The organism is Shewanella scandinavica (genome assembly GCF_031932065.1).
Classification (GTDB): Bacteria; Pseudomonadota; Gammaproteobacteria; order Enterobacterales; family Shewanellaceae; genus Shewanella; species Shewanella baltica.
Map to the genome: position 1 here is coordinate 88,799 of NZ_JAUOES010000015.1, position 21,316 is coordinate 110,114.

14 protein-coding genes are annotated in these 21,316 nt (G+C 47.6%); 5 read left to right on the forward strand and 9 right to left on the reverse strand.

Features of this window, described 5'->3' with window-relative positions; translation table 11 throughout:
* Positions 1 to 209 precede the first annotated feature (209 nt).
* The 4 genes from Q4Q50_RS14050 to Q4Q50_RS14065 all read left to right on the forward strand — a co-directional run bounded on the left by Q4Q50_RS14050 (position 210) and on the right by Q4Q50_RS14065 (position 7,996).
* Complete coding sequence (locus Q4Q50_RS14050) at positions 210 to 1,421, forward strand: efflux RND transporter periplasmic adaptor subunit (protein ID WP_311899814.1); 1,212 nt, start codon at positions 210 to 212, stop codon at positions 1,419 to 1,421.
* Positions 1,421 to 4,612, forward strand: a complete 3,192-nt coding sequence (locus Q4Q50_RS14055) for an efflux RND transporter permease subunit (RefSeq protein ID WP_311899815.1) — start codon at positions 1,421 to 1,423, stop codon at positions 4,610 to 4,612. Before Q4Q50_RS14050 ends, Q4Q50_RS14055 begins: the two co-directional genes overlap by 1 nt.
* A 249-nt stretch (positions 4,613 to 4,861) precedes the next feature.
* Positions 4,862 to 5,569, forward strand: a complete 708-nt coding sequence (locus Q4Q50_RS14060) for a TatD family nuclease-associated radical SAM protein (RefSeq protein WP_311899816.1) — start codon at positions 4,862 to 4,864, stop codon at positions 5,567 to 5,569.
* A gap of 189 nt (positions 5,570 to 5,758) precedes the next feature.
* Positions 5,759 to 7,996: a PAS domain-containing protein gene (locus tag Q4Q50_RS14065; protein WP_311899817.1), complete on the forward strand. Its 2,238-nt coding sequence runs from the start codon at positions 5,759 to 5,761 to the stop codon at positions 7,994 to 7,996.
* On the opposite strand, the gene Q4Q50_RS14070 is transcribed toward Q4Q50_RS14065, so the two are convergent.
* From Q4Q50_RS14070 to tkt, 9 genes are all read right to left on the reverse strand, one after another.
* The gene (locus Q4Q50_RS14070) at positions 7,977 to 9,380 is read right to left on the reverse strand and encodes a hypothetical protein (protein ID WP_012090100.1); all 1,404 of its coding nucleotides are present in this window, start codon (positions 9,378 to 9,380) and stop codon (positions 7,977 to 7,979) included. The genes Q4Q50_RS14065 and Q4Q50_RS14070 overlap by 20 nt on opposite strands.
* 93 nt (positions 9,381 to 9,473) lie before the next feature.
* Positions 9,474 to 10,037 carry a hypothetical protein gene (locus Q4Q50_RS14075; RefSeq protein ID WP_311899818.1) on the reverse strand — a complete coding sequence of 188 codons (564 nt, stop codon included), beginning with the start codon at positions 10,035 to 10,037 and terminating at the stop codon, positions 9,474 to 9,476.
* Positions 10,030 to 10,779 carry a winged helix-turn-helix domain-containing protein gene (locus tag Q4Q50_RS14080; protein ID WP_011845923.1) on the reverse strand — a complete coding sequence of 250 codons (750 nt, stop codon included), beginning with the start codon at positions 10,777 to 10,779 and terminating at the stop codon, positions 10,030 to 10,032. Before Q4Q50_RS14080 ends, Q4Q50_RS14075 begins: the two co-directional genes overlap by 8 nt.
* Before the next feature lie 166 nt (positions 10,780 to 10,945).
* Positions 10,946 to 12,415, reverse strand: a complete 1,470-nt coding sequence (gene nhaD / locus Q4Q50_RS14085) for a sodium:proton antiporter NhaD (protein WP_006080339.1) — start codon at positions 12,413 to 12,415, stop codon at positions 10,946 to 10,948.
* 242 nt (positions 12,416 to 12,657) lie between these two features.
* Positions 12,658 to 13,395, reverse strand: coding sequence for a DUF481 domain-containing protein (locus tag Q4Q50_RS14090; RefSeq protein WP_283627870.1), 738 nt, complete (start codon positions 13,393 to 13,395; stop codon positions 12,658 to 12,660).
* A gap of 204 nt (positions 13,396 to 13,599) precedes the next feature.
* Positions 13,600 to 14,667: a class II fructose-bisphosphate aldolase gene (gene fba / locus Q4Q50_RS14095; RefSeq protein ID WP_106651515.1), complete on the reverse strand. Its 1,068-nt coding sequence runs from the start codon at positions 14,665 to 14,667 to the stop codon at positions 13,600 to 13,602.
* Positions 14,668 to 14,919: 252 nt separating this feature from the next.
* Positions 14,920 to 16,095 carry a phosphoglycerate kinase gene (locus Q4Q50_RS14100; protein WP_006080336.1) on the reverse strand — a complete coding sequence of 392 codons (1,176 nt, stop codon included), beginning with the start codon at positions 16,093 to 16,095 and terminating at the stop codon, positions 14,920 to 14,922.
* Between the two features lie 137 nt (positions 16,096 to 16,232).
* Positions 16,233 to 17,249 carry an erythrose-4-phosphate dehydrogenase gene (gene epd / locus Q4Q50_RS14105; protein ID WP_006084022.1) on the reverse strand — a complete coding sequence of 339 codons (1,017 nt, stop codon included), beginning with the start codon at positions 17,247 to 17,249 and terminating at the stop codon, positions 16,233 to 16,235.
* A gap of 116 nt (positions 17,250 to 17,365) precedes the next feature.
* On the reverse strand, positions 17,366 to 19,360 hold the full coding sequence (gene tkt, locus Q4Q50_RS14110) for a transketolase (protein ID WP_006080334.1): 1,995 nt from the start codon (positions 19,358 to 19,360) through the stop codon (positions 17,366 to 17,368).
* 400 nt (positions 19,361 to 19,760) lie between these two features.
* Here tkt and metK point away from each other — a divergent pair, with 400 nt between their 5' ends.
* Positions 19,761 to 20,912 (forward strand): methionine adenosyltransferase, encoded by a 1,152-nt coding sequence (gene metK / locus Q4Q50_RS14115; RefSeq protein WP_311889743.1) that lies wholly within the window; start codon positions 19,761 to 19,763, stop codon positions 20,910 to 20,912.
* Positions 20,913 to 21,316: the final 404 nt, after the last annotated feature.

Consider the following 21,316-nt stretch of genomic DNA (forward strand, 5'->3'; position numbering starts at 1 on the left):
ATTGTTCCTTATTTCAATATATTCCAATTACCTAAGTGAACCTTTCACCCTTTATCTGTTCTAATTTCCACCAAAATATCGGTTCCTAGTGAGCAACTGCGTCAAACCATCACTTTTAGACACATTTAATTTACAAAAATAAATTTATTGGCGCGGCCGACTCTGCTACTTTAACCCCATTAAGCGATTAGCATGGATGTAACAATAATATGATGAAGACCTTACTGAGGAGAGCATCTCCTTTATTAATTTTGCTGCTGTTTGGCTTAGGCGCTAAAATATTAATGCAAACCAAGGAGGCCCCAGAACAAAAACCGGAAGAGATGCCCATTCCTATCGTTGACGTCACGCAAGTGACTCAGCAAACGGTATCGCTAAACTTACCGTCCTACGGTGTGGTTACCCCAAAATATAAAACCCAGCTTGTGACCGAAGTTCAAGGCAGAATGCTGAGTATTTCCGCTGATTTTGTGGCGGGTGGCATAGTCAAAAAAGGCGACCAACTCGCACAAATCGAGCCCTCAGATTACGAGGCCGATTTAATGCAAGCCGAAGCAACACTGGCCCAAGCTACCGCCGCGCTGAACGAAGAAATTGCCCGCGGTGAAGTTGCTAAAATCGAATTCAAAGGCTATGACAAGGGCTTACCCCCAGAGTTAGGTCTGCGTATTCCACAGCTTAAAAAAGAGCAAGCCAACGTTAAATATGCGCAGGCCGCACTGGCGCGTGCCCAACGTAACCTTGAGCGCACAGTTATTCGCGCGCCGTTCGATGGCATAATCAAAGCCCGTAATGTCGATTTAGGTCAGTATGTTAGCTTAGGAACAAACCTAGGTGAGCTTTATGACACTAGCGTGGCTGAGATCCGCTTGCCGATTTCAAATGATGATTTAGCCTACCTAGAATCGGTTGATAATCCCGATACTCAAGTGACGCTGAGCGCTTCTTTGGCGGGTAAAGAAAATACTTGGGTTGGCAATATTATCCGCAGCGAAGGCGTGATCGATGCTGAAAATCGCATGGTGTATTTAGTCGCTGAAATCAAAGACCCATACCTGCGCGCCAATAAAGTTGCTGGCAGCTTACCGCTTAAATATGGCAGCTTCGTCAATGCTGTCATTAAAGGTCGCACCGTCGATGGCATAGTTAAACTACCCCGCCATGTGGTTCGTAACGATCATGTCGCCTTAGTGGACGACAAAAATATTGTTGAAATGCGCCATGTGAATATCGTTCGTAGCGATCTCGACAATGTGTATATCAAGGACAGTCTAAAAACGGGCGAGCGCGTCGCCACCACTCACTTCAACAGCATGGCAAACGGTCAACTGGTCAAGGTCTTAGGTGAAGCGGCATTGCCGACTGAGACGCCAAAAGAAGACACGCCTGAGTCGAGTCTTGCGGCCACTGGAGTGAAATAATGGACACTCAAAAAGGGATCTTAGCCTGGTTCGCCCGCAACAGTGTGGCCGCGAACCTGTTAATGTGGGCATTGCTCGTCGGCGGTTTGTTCAGCACTGTCTTGATCAATAAAGAGGTTTTTCCTTCTTTCGAACTCAATTTACTGAATATTTCCGTCGCCTATCCGGGCGCGGCGCCGCAGGAAATCGAAGAAGGCATCAACATCAAGATTGAAGAAGCCATCCAAGATATCAACGGTATCAAGAAGGTCACGTCAGTGGCTAGCGAAGGGGTAGGCTCGATTACGGTTGAAGTCGAAGACGGTTACGAAGTACAAACCGTGCTCGATGAAGCCAAACTAAGATTAGATGCGATTTCGACCTTCCCAGTGAACATCGAAAAACCCAATATCTATCAGATTAAACCTGAAAATAACGTCATTTGGGTGTCTGTCTATGGCGATATGACACTGCACGATATGAAGGAGTTGGCTAAGTCAGTGCGTGACGATTTAACCCAACTGCCAGCCGTGACCCGTGCCAAGGTGACTGGGGTGCGCGATTATGAAATCGCCATCGAAGTATCAGAAGATAAACTACGCGAATACGGCCTAACATTTACACAGGTCGCGTTAGCAGTGCAAAACTCTTCCTTTGACTTACCCGGCGGTTCGATTCGCGCCCAAGATGGCGACATCCTGCTGCGCACCAAAGGCCAAGCCTACACGGGTGATGACTTTGCGAATATCGTCGTCACCACTCGCCCCGACGGTAGCCGCGTGATGTTGCCGCAAGTGGCAACCATCAAAGATGACTTTGAAGAAAGGTTAGAATATACCCGCTTTAACGGTAAACCGGCCGCGATTATCGAAGTCACCAGTGTTGATGATCAAAATGCCTTAGACATTGCCGCTCAAGTGAAACAATACGTCGAGGATCGCCGCGCGACGCTTCCTGCCAACGCGCAACTCGATACTTGGGGTGATATGACTCACTACCTCAAGGGCCGCTTAAACATGATGATGTCGAACATGTTTTACGGTGCCTTGTTGGTGTTTATCATCCTAGCTATGTTCCTCGATCTTAAGTTGGCGTTTTGGGTCATGATGGGTCTGCCGGTGTGTTTCCTCGGCACTATGCTGATCATGCCGCTCGAACCTTTCTCGATGACGATCAACATGTTGACCTTGTTCGCCTTTATTTTAGTGCTCGGGATAGTGGTGGACGATGCGATTGTCATCGGCGAGAGCGCCTACACAGAGGTCGAACGCCACGGTCACTCGGTTGAAAACGTGATCCGCGGCGCGCAAAAGGTGGCAATGCCCGCGACCTTCGGAGTATTAACCACAATTGCGGCCTTTATTCCAATGTTGATGGTTTCTGGCCCTATGGGAATTATCTGGAAATCCATCGGCATGGTGGTCATCCTCTGTTTGGCCTTCTCGCTGGTCGAATCTAAGTTCATCCTGCCAGCGCATTTAGCGCACATGAAGTTTAAAAAGCCCGGTGCGCCAAGGGGATTCTTTGGTCGCCTCAAAGCCAACTTTAACGACAGAGTGCAGCACTTTATTCACCACAGTTATCGCAACTTCCTCGAGCGCTGTATCAAGCAAAGATACAACGTGGTCGCGGCCTTTATCGGTGTGTTGATCCTCTCCATTGCCTTAGTCGCCAGTGGCAAAGTGCGTTGGGTATTCTTCCCAGATATTCCATCGGACTTTATTCAAGTTCAGCTTGAGATGGACGAAGGCAGCTCGGAAGAGAACACTTTGAAAGTGGTGCAGAGCATAGAAGAAGCCCTGTACAAGATGAACGACAAAATGGAGCAAGATAACGGCTATCAAGTGGTGAAACACAGCTTTATCAATATGAGCTCCCGCACCTCTGCCTTTATTTTTGCCGAACTGACGAAAGGCGAAGACCGCGAAGTCGACGGTGTGACGATTGCTGCCGCGTGGCGTGAACAATTGCCCGAGCTTTTATCGGTCAAAAAACTCAGCTTTAACGCGAGCACCAATGATGCCGGTGGCGATATTTCCTTCAGGTTGACCTCAAGCGATCTCGATGAACTGTCCGCTGCCTCTAAAGAGTTGAAGCAAAAACTCGCCAGCTATGAAGGCGTGTACGATATTGCCGACAACTTCTCCTCGGGCAGCCATGAAATTCGCCTGAAGATACGTCCAGAGGCTGAAGCCCTTGGCCTGACCCTTTCCGATTTAGCCCGCCAAGTGCGTTACGGTTTCTATGGTTATGAAGCCCAACGTATTTTGCGTAATAAAGAAGAAATTAAGGTAATGGTGCGCTACCCATTAGAGCAGCGCCGCACTGTGGGTTATCTGGAAAACATGCTGATCCGCACGCCAACGGGCACCTCGGTTCCCTTCTCGACTGTGGCACAAATTGAGAAAGGCGAATCCTACGCCTCAATTACCCGTGTTGACGGTAAGCGGGCGATCACCATCACGGCAAATGCCAACAAAAACATAGTCGAACCTTCAAAAGTGGTACAGGAAATCCAAAAAGATTACCTGCCACAATTACAGGCCAAGTATCCTAAAATCCAAACCGCGTTAGATGGCGGCAGTTTAGATGAACAGAATGCTATGGTCGGTTTGATGCAAGGTTTCTTCTTTGCGCTGTTTACCATTTATGCCCTGATGGCAATCCCGCTAAAATCCTACAGTCAGCCGTTGATCATCATGTCAGTGATCCCCTTCGGGATTATCGGCGCCCTGTTCGGTCACTTGATTCAGGGACTCGCGATGAGCGTATTAAGTCTCTGCGGCATAGTGGCACTCGCGGGTGTGGTGGTGAACGACTCTTTGATTTTGGTCGACTTTGTTAACCGTGCGCGGGAGCAAGGTCAATCGGTTAGACAGGCGGCAGTGGATTCGGGCTGTTATCGCTTTAGGGCGATCATCCTCACGTCACTCACTACCTTTGTCGGCTTAGTGCCTATTATTCTCGAGCGCAGTTTGCAGGCGCAAATTGTGATCCCTATGGCGACGTCCCTCGCCTTCGGTATCCTGTTCTCGACCGTAGTGACGCTGATCTTAGTGCCGCTGCTGTACATCATACTCGACGATGTTAGCCGCTCTAGCAGCCGCTTCTTCAACTGGTGGTGGCAGCCTAAAAAAACCAATGATGATGACGTTAAGCATCCGGATTTTGAGCAAGCTGTCACGACTGACTATAAGAAAGACTATTTATAGGCTGTTAACGACAGACAGTTAGCGATAGGCAGTTAGCAATAGACAGTTAATCAATGTCTTATCCTTAAAAAGAGAGCTTAGGCTCTCTTTTTTATTGCCTGTGCTCACTCAATTCCACATCAGCATCAAAGTCACTTTGCCGTGAGTGGGTTTGAGCTTTCAAGTTGCGATCTAGCTGACAGTTATGCCATCGGGCTTTCGCTACACTGTGCCCAAGTCGTCAGTTATCGTTAGAATGAAGCCATCATTATGTCTGAGCATCTGCATAAGCAACACCTTGATAATCTGCAAGTTGTCACCACTGAAACCTTAGAAAATGGCCATATCACAGATGAAGTTTGCACAAATGAAACCTGTGCGACCGAAACGCTAGTTTATGATATTCGCCGCAGTCGTTACCTCAATATCACTGGTCGCTGCACCCTGCGCTGCGCTTTCTGTCCGAAACATAATGGCAGTAAACAAATCCACGAATACCAACTCGCCCTGTGCCATCAACCTAAGCCAGAGGAAATTATCCCTCTGCTTGGCGATGTTAAAGACTTCGAAGAATACGTGTTTTGCGGTTATGGCGAGCCCACTTTAAATCTTCCAACTCTACTCACTGTGGCAAAAGAGATCAAACGCAGGGGCGGACGAGTCCGGATTAATACCGATGGCTTAGGCAATCTGGTCCATAGACGCAATATTCTACCAGAGCTTGCCGACTGCGTTGATAGCTTATCGATTTCACTCAATGCGGATAATGAAGCAGCCTATATTGAACATTGCCGCCCAAAACTCGCCGGTTCCTACGCCGCCGTGCATGCCTTTATTGCCTTAGCGCCACACTATATTGAAACGGTGCAAGTCTCCGCCATCGAAGGATTAACGGGGGTCGATATCGATATCTGCCGTGAACAAGTGGAGTCCTACGGCTGCGAATTTAAGCATAGGGTACTTGGCGCTTTAGGCTAAACGGCATTCTAAAAAGCCAAAATCGGCTGAAATACCCAAGCAAATAACACTGTCGATGACGAGAGTGGTACATGTGTGAATCGTCTTAACTTTTACTCAAGAAATCTTGCTGAGTAACTTGGCACTGTCGTAACAATTCTTTCGTGTTAACATAGCGAAATTAACAGATCACCCACTCATTATCGGTTCATGCTGAAGAATAACCCAAGCACGTATCCCCTAGCGCCGCTGCTCTCTTTGACTCAAGGGATCCATTGGTCGCATCAACGCTTATTAGCCGTTGCAAGCCAGCTCTCTATGCTGGTGATTGGCATGATCATTTTAACTAACTTAATCATTACCTTAGGTGAACGCCGCCTACAGGAAGAATGGGCGACACAGAGATACAGTGAACTGCAAACCATAGGCACACTGATCACTGATAAAGTGTCTTTTCAGCAATTTCGCACCCAAATTTTCGCCAATGGTGAACTGCTAAAGCAGTACTTAAGCAATCCGACCACCAAGCAACAACTCAAATTACAGGAAAGCTGGCAGGATCTGGTGAAGCATATTCCTGAGCTGCTCAGCATTGCGCTATACGATCCCCAAGGCAATTATAAGTTCTCTACCCCTTCTAATTTCAGCAAAGATGCCTTACCGCCGACCTTACTTGGTGCGAGTCGTAACATGGGCGGTAAAGAGGTTTACACCTCGCCACTCGAGTTTGTTCCGATTGAAGGCATGCTAGAACCCTATATGTATCAAATGGCGTGGCTCGAAAAGCCCGATCAGAGTTCTATGGGTTATCTGGTGACATACAACTCTATGGTGCAAATGCTCGAAGCCATCAAGCCGGCTTTTTCGAGTAACAAATCGCCTATGTTAGTGCTCGACACCCAGGGATTACTCTATGCTGGCGCGAGCGATCTCGCCCCGTTAAGCAATATGCCAGAAACCTTAGGGGCAAGTTTAAGACAAAGTTATCCCGCTCTGTGGCGTGATATGTCCATGAGTAATTTTGGTCAATTCCACGGTGAAGAAGCCACCTTTGTTTACCTTAAGATCGAGCTTACCGCCCAGCCAGAAACCCGCAGAGAATACTTTTTACTCTCCTATGTGCGTAACTCCGACATAGCCGCACGTTTTTCCCAGTGGCAAAACATTGTCATAGTGGCATCGCTAATCTTAACCGTACTCGCCGCTTGGGTTGTGTTACTCAGCCACATGTATCGCTTACAACAGCGTTCACGCCAATACAGTATCGATGTCGCCAATGGCTTATTTAACAGTGATATCGGCTTTATGATGGTCAACGAAAACGCCAGAGTGATCAGCGCCAACACCAAGGCGGCAGAAGCGACCTTAGTGCCACTCGATGAACTCACGGACCGCAGCCTACAACGCACCTTATGCCTCGATGACAGAACCTATGCCGAGCTGATGGAGCAAGTGCATAAAACCGGTCAATGGTCTGGTGAAATCAGCCTAGAAAGTATCAATGGCCCAACGCTGCGGGTACATATCCGCCAAGCGCCAAGGGCGAGCCGAGGGTCACCGCATCTATTGATCACCCTTGAAGACATCAGTGAATTAGTCAGCAGTAAAGAACAAGCATTTCTCAGTGAGCTTTTATGCGATAGCACAGTGGCAACAGCGCTGACAGATGCCAATGGTAAACTGATTAAAATCAACCCCGTATTTGATGCGCTAATGCAACTCAATGGCGATTTAAATCAAGATTTAGCCTCGCTGCTCGCCAACGATTTAGGTAATCAATGGCAAAGAATTAGCGCTCAAATTGCCATGCAAGGTCAGTGGCAGGGGCAAATTCTGTGCTCACCTAAACAGGCGCACTCCAATTGTTTACAAGCCACCTTGAAGGGCCATGTGGCCGCCGATGGTGAGATTGATTATATCGTCTGTACCTTAGAGCAAGCCGCCGAACGCGGCCGAGGCACAGAGAAACGCAGTCTTGTGCCCCATCGCAGCACGATTCTGCTGAGCTTAGTTGATTTAGAGCGTTACTTTAACTCGCTGCCGCCGCCAAGCCGCTTGAGTTCAAGCCTACTGCTAATGGATATCAACCCCGAAGGTTTGCTGAGCCACATGAGTGACATCGACCAACTGGCAAACCGCCAGCAGGAAGTCGAAGTTCAATTACTGCTTGAAATTCCGGCTAATTATCAGATTTTGCATTGGCAACTCGGGAAACTGATTGTGATGTTACCTGACACAGATGCGACCCATGCGCACAACTTTGCCCTCAATATGATGGAAAAGCTCAATGGCAATGGCTTAGGCGAAGGGATCAGTATCGGTATTGCGGGTTATCAAGAAGGCCAGACACTTGAGCAGTATCTGAATAATGCCGAAGTCGCCCTAAAACGGGCGAAACAGAATAACGATCAAAATATCGGTCAGGCCTTTACTCGTCATCAATCGTAGATTCGGGCATGTTGACCGAATCGGGCAATTGGCTCTGGGTAATCTCAATAATCGTCGAGCGGTTCATGGTGATTTTGTAGCGAATATACTGCGGGGCTTCGCGGCCATCGCGCAGCACTAAAATCAAGTTAACTTGATAGCGTCGCTCAACGGATTCGTGACTGATTTTGCCTTCAACTTCCTTATAAATCTTCGCCTTACCCCGCTCTAAGTAGCGGGCAAAGGGCACTAAGCTAAAGTTCACTTGCTCTTGAATGGTGGAGTATCCCGCTTGGAACTCACTCTGATTCACCTTAGTGGCAATTTTATAGTGCAGGATTTCCGCATCGACCTTATTTTGGCTATGCCTGTGCTTTAGAATTTCGCTGACTTTATCGGGCAGATCTTGCTGGCGCATAAACTCAAGCCATACTAACTGCTTAGCAATCACCGCCTGACTAGTGGTATCACGCAAAATCCGGCTCCAGCGTGGCCTGCCCCGCTGAATAAAACGCCACATGGCATTACGCACGTCATCCTTAAAGATTTCCCTGAAGCCGTAAATCACCGCCAAGGTCAGCACTAAGGCAATGGTAAAGCCGCTGAAGGCGCCCTGCGCTTGAATTATCAACGCCGACACCACCAACATCACTAACGCCGTCGCCAGTCCCGTCGTGAACTTTTTAAGGCCAATCCCTAAGGGCTTTAACTCTTCTTTGAGTACCACACCTTGTTGGATTAAACGTCGTAACAACAACATCTTGTTTGAGATGCGGTTAGGATCTTGCTTAGTTTGCGCCGAGTTGTAGTTATGCTCATCCCGATAGGCGCACTCATTGCGACACAGTGTTAGTACCCGTTCTTGGATATCGTTGAAATCACTGGTTCTTGTAGCATGGGCGAGCACTTTTAGTAACTGCTGCTCGCAGAACCAAGATAGGTAGTTGTCGGCATTTTCGAAGTAGGATTTCCATTTAGGATCGCCCGGTTCGTTACGGCGAAACTTTTTCAGCAACTGGCCAACTTGTTCGCGTAATTCGTCGAGGGCAAAATAAAAATGGGTTACATCTGTGATTTGATTGAGTTCTTTAACGTCGTTTTCGACTGCAACGGCAAACTGATAGGCGAACAGATTCAAGTACAATCTGAATTCTTCAACGGTGCGGCGATTTAAACTGGCAAAGCGGCCCTGTACCAAAGGTAAGTGTAAGCCTTCTGAATAGTAAGAACGACGACCGACAATCGCGCTGTAGTAGTACTCTTCTTCATTGAGCGTGTGCGAGCCTATGCCCATTTCCTTTGGTAAAAAGAAATAGAGATCAAGCTGACGATTATCGCCCTTTTCCATCTGATGGCTGAACTTAATCGACAGGGATTCTTCTTGCTTTACACGTATCTTAGACACAACACCCTTTTCATGAGCCCTCACAGAGACTCATCGCAGTAGACATAAATCAATGAGCACTAATCTTAACTGAAATAAACTCAAATTCACTGATTAAATTCGACTATTTACGATTCGGCATCCACAAATCGTATTGCTGGGTTGGAATAACACTACGGCATAATCCTTAGTGTCATCCATATCTAACACTTCAATACTGAAATTATTCACCCCAGAATCGCGAAACGGTAAACTACTGATGTTAGATAGATATTTCATGTGTTCTGGCCAATTTTTTTGCTTTTCCATTTCCGATTCAGTTTTCGTCTCCACTGCAACCCTGTAAGTCATGCTATTGGCCTCAATGCTGTCGACCTTGCCACGCATCGAAATATGGCCCGCACTGGTGCCATCAAAATTAAAGTAACGGTAGTTGATTTGCGCTTTGTCGGCGGCAATCAATACGTCCACAAGCAGGTAAAATTTATTGTCACTGCTGGCAATACCAACACTGGCGCTGACACTTGGATTCACACTCAAGTGGCGATCAAACAGTTCTGAACTGCAACTCAACATCATGGTCCGGCTCGTTGCCGACTGTTTATAAATCACCCCGCAAGCCGCAATCAAGGCCGACAAAATAACAATATTGATGGTCCACTTGAGCCATTTAGCCACAGATATCCACCTCGCGCAGCCAGGCAGAGTCGATGAATGCTTTGGGGCGAGAAAAATCGCTGATGCTAATATTGCGGAGCACTGACTGGTCGAGTTTTTCACCGCGAAACGTCATATTAAGCACTTGTTTGTCATGGGATAAAGACGCATAAACATCCGCCCAATCGCTCTTGCCACAGGCAATGAGGCCCGCGCTTAAGCGCTCGCCCATTTCGAACAGTAAGGTGTTACTCGCACTGGAGTCGGCATATAAGTTCAAGCGCACTTGCTGACCCGAGGCTAACGACAGTATCGACGTCATCAAAGCTTGGGTCGGCTTGCTGTGATCTGTGTGTTTCAGATAAAACACCGAAAACGCCAACATCACCCCAAATAACACTAAGGCACTCCACAAAGGCACAGTGTGTAGTCTGAGGTAATTGACGCCTCGATATTCGCTGCCGTTTGATGGCCGCAATAAATAACCTTGGCCTTTAACGGTTTCGATCAAGCCCTCGTGCTGAGGGCCTAGAAAGGAGCGGAGCGTGGATATAGCGCGGGACACAGAGGCATCGGTTAATGGCGGACCTTGTCCATCTCCCGTTTTTAGCATGTGCTTTGAAACTAACTGACCTTGGTGTTCAAGCAATAACGTGAGCACTTGTAACTCGGCCCGAGAAAGATGCCAAGATTCATCGCGAGACAACTCAATCAGCATGCCTCGTTCTCGATCAAACCTGCAGTCTCCCAATTGCATACACATTAACTCAACTCCATAAAAACACGGAGTTAAGTCTATGCAAGCCAACCAATGATTAATGTGATCTTGCTAACCCAAGCCAGCAAATAGTTAATTTTCGTGAGACAAGCCGCAAGCCTGTCTCGATAAACGGCATGTCTCGATAAACGACAATCAAGCTAACGCAGTGTTAGAACATCGCGGCGTTTAACCACATGTGCACTAAAATGCTCGCCACATAACCTAAAGCTATCACAGGCGTCCACCGCAGATGTGCCCCAAAGGTGTAAATGCCGCGCGCTTGCCCCATCAGGGCAACTCCTGCCGCACTGCCAATCGAGAGCAAACTGCCGCCCACACCCGCTGTCAGGGTAACTAATAACCACTGTCCCAATGCCATATCGGGATTCATGGTCAATACCGCAAACATCACAGGAATATTATCAATCACTGACGAGAGTAAACCCACGGCAACGTTGGCATAGGTGACATCCCAGTGCGAGTACATGGCCTCAGACACTAAGCTCAAATATCCCATAAAACCTAGGCCGCCGACGCATAACACCACGCCATAAAAGAACAACAAAGTATCCCACTCGGCGCGGGAAATGCGGCTGAACACATCAAATGGCACCACACTGCCAAGTTGCTGCAGGCGTAATTTGTCTTGTCTTAATTCCGCCTTTTCACGTTCGCGGGCAACGGAACGATTGAAGGTTTTGCGCAGGTAAAAACCAAAGAATTGCAGGAAGCCTAATCCCGTCATCATGCCCAGTACTGGCGGCATACCTAAGAAGGAATGGGCACACACTGCCGTAGCAATGGTAAGTAAAAACAGCCCTACAATACGTTTAGCACCGGGCTTAGTGTACACATGCTCTTTTTCAGGCTCGGGCACAAAATGCGGGATGAACACACTCATAATGGCGGCGGGTAAGGCAAAGTTAACGAGGGCGGGAATGAACAGATTAAAGAAATCGCCAAAGTGCACTAGGCCCTTTTGCCATACCATTAAGGTCGTGATGTCACCAAAGGGGCTAAACGCGCCACCCGCGTTGGCGGCTACGACAATGTTGATACAGGCAAGGGTAATAAACTTGCGTTGCCCTGCCCCAACCTTCATCACCACAGCGCACATAAGTAAAGCTGTGGTTAAGTTATCGGCCACGGGCGAGATGAAAAACGCCATAAATCCCGTTAACCAAAACACGGTTCGCAGGCTAAAACCACGGCCCACCAGCCAGCCACGGATCGCATCGAACAGATTACGTTCTTCCATGGCATTGATATACGTCATCGCCACCAGCAAGAAGAGCAGTAGCTCGGCGTATTCGAGCAAGTTTTGCTTGAATGCCGCTTCCGACACTTCGGACATGCCGTTTTGCATATAGACAAAACCTATCATGCCCCAGATGATCCCTGCCGCAACGAGCACAGGTTTCGACTTGCGTAAATGTAATGTCTCCTCAGCCATCACCAATACGTAAGCCAGCACAAACACACAGACAGCGACATAACCCACGCTCGCGGCGGTTAAATTAAGCCGATCTGCCCCTTCTGTCATAGCCCATGCTGCAGGTGAGAATCCGCTCAATATTGCAACGCAGAATAGACTCCACAACGCCATTCCACTGCCTTTAAACAACCGCTGTAATTTCATTAAAGTTCATCTCTACGTAGGAAATTAGTCGAAAATTACCATAGCTTCGGCATAGCAAATGTTGATAAAACGCAACTTTCTATGCATTACCCTATAACCAAAGGCATTTAAAACATTAATTTTTGTATAACTACAGATGTTACTAATAAAGAAAAGCTTAACGTATATTCAACTTAGTCCAAAAACAGCCAATAAAAAAGCACCTCGAAGGTGCTTTTTTGTTTTAAATCAGTGTCACAGCATTAGAAAGCATACAACAAGGTCATATTGGTTTCGGTATCTGTGCTTTTCTTATCATCCAGCGGCTCGCTGTTGTAACGCACAATAATGGCAAACTTCATCGCCAATGCGCCAATAATATTTGCCGTTAATGAAGTTTCAGAACGGGCATCTAACTTGTCACCGTAATCGGCAACGAAACGCTGTTGGAATTTAGAAGTTTCAGTGATTTCAGTTTCAAAGTTAATCACGCCGTGGGCAACAACGCTGTCGTTGGTGTCATAACCTTCGATAAGCGCTTGCTCAGTATCCAGACGTTGATAGATATAACCCGGACCCACTTCGACATCTAAAAAGGTCTTGCTGGTGTCATACAGTCTATGACCATAACCCGCTGCGCCAGATAGGGTATAGTCATAACCAGTAAACGGGTCGACTTCATAACTGGCATTCGCAAACAGGTAGCTACTATCTGTCATCTTGTAGTTACCCTGTGCACCCGCTAAATAGCGTTTCGCGGTGACAGAACCGGTATCTTCTTTGTATAAACCTTCTAGTAAGTACTGATTTTCCCAATCGCCTAGCTCATGCTTAAGATTTAAACGTCCCTTAAATGAGGAAGTTTCAGTGTTACCTGTAGTTAAGGTGGCACCTAACTCTGCTTCACCAGCGAACGTTTTGTCGCCTTTTACAAAATCGGCCCCTGCAGTCGCCATAAAAGGTGCAGTCATTAATATCGCTGCGGTCAGTACTTTTTTCATGTTTATCCGTTCCTGTTCCGTTAAATCCAATCCCTATAAATATCTGTTCTTCCAGCGAAGCTGGATAAGCACATATTAATATGGGTTAGTTTTTTCCCCTGAAAATCTGCGCAATATTAGCATTGACGATTAAAAAATGAAAATTGCATCTATTTTAAGCATAAAAAAACCCGCATTAGCGGGTTTTTGTCCTAGCGATAACGCTTACATGTTGATCTTAGGATCTAACGCGCCAGACTGATACGCTTTATACATTGCTTGTAAAGACAATGGCTTAATCTTAGATGCTTGACCAGCACAACCGAAAGCTTCGTAGCGAACAGTACAGATGTCTGCCATGGCTTCCATTGACGCTTTCAAGAATTTACGTGGGTCAAATTCACTTGGGTGTTCTGCTAAGAACTTACGTACCGCACCTGTTGATGCTAAACGTAAGTCAGTATCAATATTCACCTTACGCACACCGTGCTTGATACCCTCTACGATTTCCTCTAATGGCACGCCGTAGGTTTCTGGGATCTGACCACCGTATTGGTTGATGATCTGTAACCATTCTTGTGGCACAGAAGATGAACCGTGCATCACTAAGTGTGTGTTAGGAATACGCGCATGGATTTCTTTGATGCGGTCAATACGCAGTACATCGCCCGTAGGTTTACGGCTGAACTTATAAGCACCGTGGCTAGTACCGATTGCGATGGCAAGTGCATCGACATGGGTATCGGCAACAAAACGCGCCGCTTCATCAGGGGTAGTCAGCATTTGATCGTGGCTTAAAATACCTGCCGCGCCAACACCGTCTTCTTCGCCTGCTTGGCCAGTTTCTAAACTGCCTAAACAGCCGATTTCGCCTTCAACTGACACGCCACACGCATGGGCAAATGCCACTGTACGGCGGGTAACATCGACGTTGTAGTCATAAGATGCTGGTGTTTTGCCGTCAGCCATCAAAGAGCCATCCATCATCACTGATGACATGCCTAATTGGATAGAACGCTGACAGATATCAGGATCGGTACCGTGGTCTTGGTGAATACACACAGGAATATCTGGGTACTGCTCAAGAGCCGCTGCCATCAAATATTTTAAGAACTGTGGGCGAGCGTATTTACGCGCGCCAGCAGAAGCTTGCACAATAACAGGACTGTCTGTTGCTTCAGCGGCCTGCATGATGGCACGCATCTGCTCTAAGTTGTTAACGTTGAACGCAGGCACACCGTATCCATGTTCTGCCGCGTGGTCGAGTAGTTGTCGTAGGGAAATTAACGCCATTTTTTAACTCCAATAATAGGGTGACTGTCACATTCTGCAACGCTTGGTCACCGAGGTCACTATCGTTTGGATGGATTTTTATACCCGTATTCAGCTAGATACCTTAAACAAGCACCTAAAATAAGTACCTGAAATAAATATCTAAAATAAACACGGGCGGTTTTTTTATAATTCTTTTATTTATTATCAAGCTTTGATGTTATCAGAGCCTATCGCGGCGTCTTATGCGCCGCGTATTTTAAAACTTGATGATTAAGCGCCGCGCTTTTCTAACATAGCCACAGCCGGTAACTCTTTACCTTCGAGGAACTCGAGGAAAGCGCCGCCGCCAGTCGAAATGTAAGACACTTTATCGGCAATACCGTACTTATCAACCGCAGCCAAAGTGTCACCACCGCCGGCGATAGAGAAGGCTTTTGAATCGGCAATCGCTTGGGCGATACGTTTAGTACCTTCACCGAATTGGTCGAATTCGAATACGCCCACAGGGCCGTTCCACACGATAGTGCCAGCAGATTCGATGATTTTAGCTAGAGCTTCAGCGCTATCTGGACCAATATCAAAAATCATTTCGCCATCAGCGACTTCGCTAACTGATTTTAAGGTTGCCGCAGCCGTTGGGCTAAACTCGCCAGCCACGACTACATCAGTCGGCACAGGAATATCGGCGCCACGGCTCTTAGCATTGGCCACTAAACGTTTAGCTTCGTCGATCAAATCCGCTTCATATAGTGATTTACCGACATTGTAACCCGCCGCCGCGATGAAAGTATTGGCAATACCGCCACCAACCACTAACTGGTCAACGATACCTGAAAGGCTTTCTAGCACGGTAAGCTTAGTTGATACTTTAGAGCCACCGACAATCGCCACCATAGGACGCGCAGGATTATCTAACGCTTTGCCTAAGGCATCTAATTCTTGCGCCAGTAATGGACCGGCACAAGCGATGGGGGCAAACATGCCAACGCCGTGAGTCGATGCTTGGGCGCGATGTGCAGTACCAAAGGCGTCCATAACATAGACATCACACAGTGCAGCCATTTTTTGCGACAGCGCTTCGTTGTTCTTGCCTTCGCCTACGTTAAAACGCACGTTTTCGAACACAACCACTTCACCGACGGCAACGTCGACGCCGTCTAAATAATCCGTCGCTAAACGCACAGGACACGACAAGGCTTTAGCCAAGTAGTCAACCACAGGTTGCATAGAATATTCGGGATTGTATTCACCTTCGGTCGGACGACCTAAGTGCGACATCACCATCACAGCGGCGCCTTTAGCAAGGGCCAACTCAATAGTTGGTAGAGAGGCGCGCAGACGTGCATCACTGGTGACGACGCCGTTGCTAACAGGCACATTGAGATCTTCACGAATAAGCACGCGCTTACCTTGTAGATCCAAATCTGACATATTGATAATTGCCATAGTAACGCTTCCTTTTATAATCAAAAAACAAACTGGTTTCACACATGGCCGGTATCAGTTTACTGCCGCTAGGCGCTCGACATCCCGTCGAATTGGCATATAACTGAGTGACCCACCGGTGAATAATCTACTTTTTATCAGCCTCGCTTGGCTGCGATCATCGCCAAACTCGTATCTAACATACGATTGGCAAAACCCCACTCGTTATCGCACCACAACAGCAGCTTCACCAGTTGACCGGCGCTGACACGGGTCTGGGTACCGTCAACAATACTGGAGCGCGGATCATGGTTGAAATCACATGAAACCAAGGGCTCATCAGTATAACCCAAAATGCCGTTAAATCGCCCATTGGCGGCCGATTCCAGCACCTGGTTTACAGTGGCAATATCGACGGTTTTCTCAAGCGTCACAGACAAATCGATCGCCGTCACGTTGATGGTGGGCACGCGCACCGAAATCGCTTCAAACTTATCTTTCATGTGCGGCAAAATTCGCTCAATACCGCGGGCAAGCTTAGTGTCTACTGGAATAATCGATTGGCCGGCGGCGCGGGTACGACGTAAGTCATCATGATAAGCATCAATCACTTGCTGATCGTTCATCGCCGAATGGATAGTGGTAATGGCACCGCTTTTAACGCCGAAGTGGCGATCGAGTACGTCGATCACAGGTACGATACAGTTAGTTGTACAAGAAGCGTTGGAAACGACTGTGTGTTCGGCGCGGAGTAAATCGTGATTCACACCATAGACAATCGTGCCATCGACATCGGCTGAGGATGGATGGCTTATCAGCACTTGTTTAGCGCCGGCATGAATATGGGCTTCGCAGCTTTGACGATCGAGTAATACACCTGTGGCCTCATAGACAATGTCTATGTCCATCTCATGCCAAGGGAGTTTTGTGGGATCGGGCTCGTGGAGAATTTTTATCGCATCGTCGCCAATCAGCATGTGATCATCGACGAGTTTCACTTTGTGCGCAAACCGACCGTGGGTGGTGTCGTACTGGGTCAGATGAATAATGGCTTCAGGTTTAGCTAATTCATTAATCGCGACAATCTGCATTTGCTGCCGTTTTCCAGACTCGTACAAAGCACGAAGAATAGAGCGGCCGATACGGCCATAACCATTGATAGCGACTCGGATCATTGAGGTCTCAATTTCCTCTAAATACAAAAACGGCCTGCAAAAGATTGCAGGCCGCATTATACAGATTAACACTTAAAAAGTTTAACCTTTTGTATTGAATCTAATCCCTTGAGCGATTAGCCCAATGATTTTGCAGCATTCAGCACATTTTCAACGGTGAAACCGAAGTGATTCAATAACACGTTACCCGGCGCTGACTCACCAAAAGTGGTCATGCCAACAACAGTGCCTTCAAAACCGACGTACTTGTACCAGAAGTCGGTATGCGCAGCTTCGATAGCCACACGTTTAGTCACAGCACGTGGTAATACCGATTCTTTATACGCTGCATCTTGCTTATCGAACTCAGTTGTCGATGGCATAGAGACTACGCGAACTTGTTTACCTTGCTCAGTTAATGCAGCCGCAGAATCCATCGCCAATTGTACTTCGCTACCGGTTGCGATCAGGATCAGTTCTGGTGTACCCGCACAGTCTTGCAGTACATAAGCACCTTTAGCCACGTTGGCTAATTGCTCAGCGGTACGCGCTTGGGCTTTGAGGTTTTGACGGCTGAAAATCAGTGACGTTGGCGCATTGCGACGTTGAATCGCAGCTTTCCAAGAAACCGCCGTTTCTGCCGCATCACATGGGCGCCATACGGCCATATTTGGCGTCATACGCAAGTTAGCTAATTGCTCAACTGGCTGATGCGTTGGACCATCTTCACCTTGACCGATAGAGTCATGGGTATAAACGAAGATGTTTTGAATGCCCATCAGCGCCGACATACGAACTGCGTTACGGGCGTATTCCATGAACATCATGAAAGTTGCGCCGTAGTTGATGAAACCACCATGTAACGAAGCACCGTTCATAATGCCGCTCATGCCGAATTCACGCACGCCGTAGTAAATGTAGTTACCGGCAGGATCGTCTTGAATGCCTTTAGAACCTGACCACAGTGTCAGGTTAGAACCCGCTAAGTCAGCAGAGCCGCCTAACAGTTCAGGTAACATAGCACCGAAAGCACCGATGGCATTTTGTGAGGCTTTACGGCTCGCAATACCTTCGGCTTTGTCCTGTGATGCTTGCACGAATGCCTGCGCTTTTTCTTCAAAATCAGCAGGTAATTCACCTTTCAGTACACGGCGCTCGTATTCAGCAGCCAGTTCTGGGTGAGCTGCGCTATAAGCCGCAAACTTCTCGTTCCATGCCGCTTCACGGGCAGCACCAGCTTCTTTGGCATCCCAACCCGCATAAACGTCAGCAGGGATTTCAAATGGTGCATATGGCCAGCCAAGGAATTCACGGGCTGCGGCGATTTCCGCATCGCCTAATGGCGCGCCGTGGCAATCGTGGCTGCCAGATTTGTTGGGTGAACCAAAACCGATAATGGTTTTGCAGCAAATCATGGTTGGTTTATCGGTCACCGCTTTAGCCGCTTCGATAGCAGCACGGATTGCCGCGCTATCATGACCGTCAACACCGGCAATCACATGCCAGCCGTAAGCTTCAAAACGCTTTGGCGTATCATCGGTGAACCAGCCTTCAACATGGCCATCGATAGAAATACCGTTGTCATCCCAAAATGCGACCAGTTTGCCTAGACCTAAAGTACCGGCTAATGAACAGGCTTCGTGGGAAATACCTTCCATCAAACAGCCGTCGCCGACGAAGCAGTAAGTGTAGTGATCAACGATATCGTGACCATCACGGTTAAACTGTGCCGCTAAGGTTTTTTCAGCAATCGCCATACCGACAGCATTGCTGATGCCCGCGCCGAGTGGACCCGTTGTGGTTTCAACACCTGGGGTGTAACCGTATTCTGGGTGACCCGGGGTTTTTGAATGCAATTGACGGAACTGTTTCAGCTCTTCAATTGGTAATTCATAACCTGTCAGGTGAAGTAAAGAGTAGATCAGCATTGAACCGTGACCGTTAGAAAGGACGAAACGGTCTCTATCAACCCATTTAGGATTGGTCGGGTTGTGCTTAAGGAAATCATTCCACAGCACTTCAGCAATATCTGCCATACCCATTGGGGCGCCGGGATGGCCTGAATTTGCTTTTTGAACTGCATCCATACTTAACGCACGGATTGCGTTTGCGAGTACTTTACGGGAAGACATGCTCTCTCCTGCTTGTTTGTGGGGTCTAGCGGGCAATTTGGATGCATATTTTCCCCTACATGCCAGTGTGACGCAAACTAAAATTATCATTCACTCAGCAAAAGATGGCCGAATCGTAAACTCGCAGAAACAAGCTAGTCACTTTACTGGCGTTTACTTGAGTGGGCATCACAAGGATCACTTGTAATGGAGAAATAAATTTCTCAAAAATCGAGTAAACTTAATGCTATGAAATATAAGAAAAATAACCACTTCAAGACTGAACATAGTCGTTTTCAGGTCACAATCTGAGAGGATTTTTTCTCACTGGGGGTGATCGGCAATCGGATTTAAACTAAAATAGCCGTCTAGATGTAGATGCTTCTACACGTTTGAATGCTAACGACGAGATTTTCCTACTATGGCAAAGCACTTGTTTACTTCTGAGTCGGTCTCAGAAGGTCATCCCGATAAGATTGCAGATCAGATTTCTGATGCTGTGCTAGATGCAATTCTGGCTCAAGATCCAAAAGCACGCGTGGCGTGTGAAACTTATGTCAAAACTGGCATGGTATTAGTCGGTGGCGAAGTCACGACTTCTGCTTGGGTTGATATCGAAGAAATCACCCGTAAAACCGTGCGTGAAATTGGTTATACCCACTCAGATATGGGTTTTGATGCAGACTCGTGCGCGGTATTAAACGCCATTGGTAAGCAATCACCTGATATCAATCAAGGTGTAGACCGCGCCGACCCTGCTGAGCAAGGTGCTGGCGACCAAGGGCTAATGTTTGGCTATGCCAACAACGAAACCGACGTGCTAATGCCAGCGCCTATCACTTATGCCCACGCATTAGTGAAGCGTCAGTCTGAAGTGCGTAAAAATGGCACGCTACCTTGGTTACGCCCAGATGCGAAAAGCCAAGTCACGTTTGCCTATGATGATGGCAAAATTGTCGGTATCGATGCTGTAGTATTGTCGACTCAGCACAGAGATGACGTTTCACAAGCCGACTTAATTGAAGGCGTGATGGAAACCATCATCAAGCCAGTATTACCGGCTCAATGGCTAAACAAAGACACTAAGTTCTTTATCAACCCAACTGGCCGTTTTGTTATCGGTGGTCCAGTAGGCGATTGCGGCTTAACCGGTCGTAAGATCATCGTTGATACCTATGGCGGCATGGCCCGTCATGGTGGTGGCGCATTCTCTGGTAAAGATCCATCAAAAGTGGACCGTAGCGCGGCTTACGCTGCCCGTTATGTGGCAAAAAACATCGTTGCAGCAGGTCTTGCTGATCGCTGTGAAATCCAAGTGTCTTACGCTATTGGTGTGGCAGAGCCGACTTCTATCAGCATCGAGACCTTCGGTACGGGTAAAGTGTCTGAAGATTTGCTGATCAAGTTAGTACGTCAACACTTCGAACTGCGTCCATACGGTTTAACGGCCATGCTAAATTTAGCACGTCCAATTTATCAAGCGACTGCCGCTTATGGCCACTTTGGTCGTAACGAATTCCCTTGGGAAGCAACGGACAAAGCTGAAGCACTGCGCGCTGACGCGGGTCTATAATCGGTTTCGATTAAAACCCGTTAAGATTGCAAAATATAAAAACCGCTACCCAGCGGTTTTTTTATGCCTGCAATTTGGGTTCCCCAAAGCAAGATAATGGTATCGTCAGTTGTGCATCATTCATTATCATTGTTTTCCCTGTGACTCACCACCTCTTTGTTTAACAAAAAGCGTCCCTGAGGGCTCAACTAAAACATCCTGTTTTAGAAGGCCACAGGTGCAACAATGCCAATCCTAACCAACCCTCTCGCTGCCGTTCTGCGAAAAAGCTATTGCCCCAAAGCAAGATAACTTTGTTGTCAGTTTGCAGCATGAATTGTCATTGTTTCCCCTGTGACTCGCCATAAACTCGTCCCTGAGGGCTCGACGACGGCATCCATGCCGCCAACGGTCACAGTTGCAAC

Bases quoted from the DNA above. Each gene is read 5' to 3' on its own strand.
- Q4Q50_RS14055 (WP_311899815.1), top strand. From the start codon at position 1,421: ATGGACACTCAAAAAGGGATCTTAGCCTGGTTCGCCCGCAACAGTGTG.
- nhaD (WP_006080339.1), bottom strand. From the start codon at position 12,415: ATGAAATTACAGCGGTTGTTTAAAGGCAGTGGAATGGCGTTGTGGAGT.
- Q4Q50_RS14060 (WP_311899816.1), top strand. From the start codon at position 4,862: ATGTCTGAGCATCTGCATAAGCAACACCTTGATAATCTGCAAGTTGTC.
- epd (WP_006084022.1), bottom strand. From the start codon at position 17,249: ATGATCCGAGTCGCTATCAATGGTTATGGCCGTATCGGCCGCTCTATT.
- Q4Q50_RS14050 (WP_311899814.1), top strand. From the start codon at position 210: ATGATGAAGACCTTACTGAGGAGAGCATCTCCTTTATTAATTTTGCTG.
- Q4Q50_RS14065 (WP_311899817.1), top strand. From the start codon at position 5,759: ATGCTGAAGAATAACCCAAGCACGTATCCCCTAGCGCCGCTGCTCTCT.
- fba (WP_106651515.1), bottom strand. From the start codon at position 14,667: ATGGCGTTAATTTCCCTACGACAACTACTCGACCACGCGGCAGAACAT.
- metK (WP_311889743.1), top strand. From the start codon at position 19,761: ATGGCAAAGCACTTGTTTACTTCTGAGTCGGTCTCAGAAGGTCATCCC.
- tkt (WP_006080334.1), bottom strand. From the start codon at position 19,360: ATGTCTTCCCGTAAAGTACTCGCAAACGCAATCCGTGCGTTAAGTATG.
- Q4Q50_RS14100 (WP_006080336.1), bottom strand. From the start codon at position 16,095: ATGGCAATTATCAATATGTCAGATTTGGATCTACAAGGTAAGCGCGTG.
- Q4Q50_RS14090 (WP_283627870.1), bottom strand. From the start codon at position 13,395: ATGAAAAAAGTACTGACCGCAGCGATATTAATGACTGCACCTTTTATG.
- Q4Q50_RS14080 (WP_011845923.1), bottom strand. From the start codon at position 10,779: ATGTGTATGCAATTGGGAGACTGCAGGTTTGATCGAGAACGAGGCATG.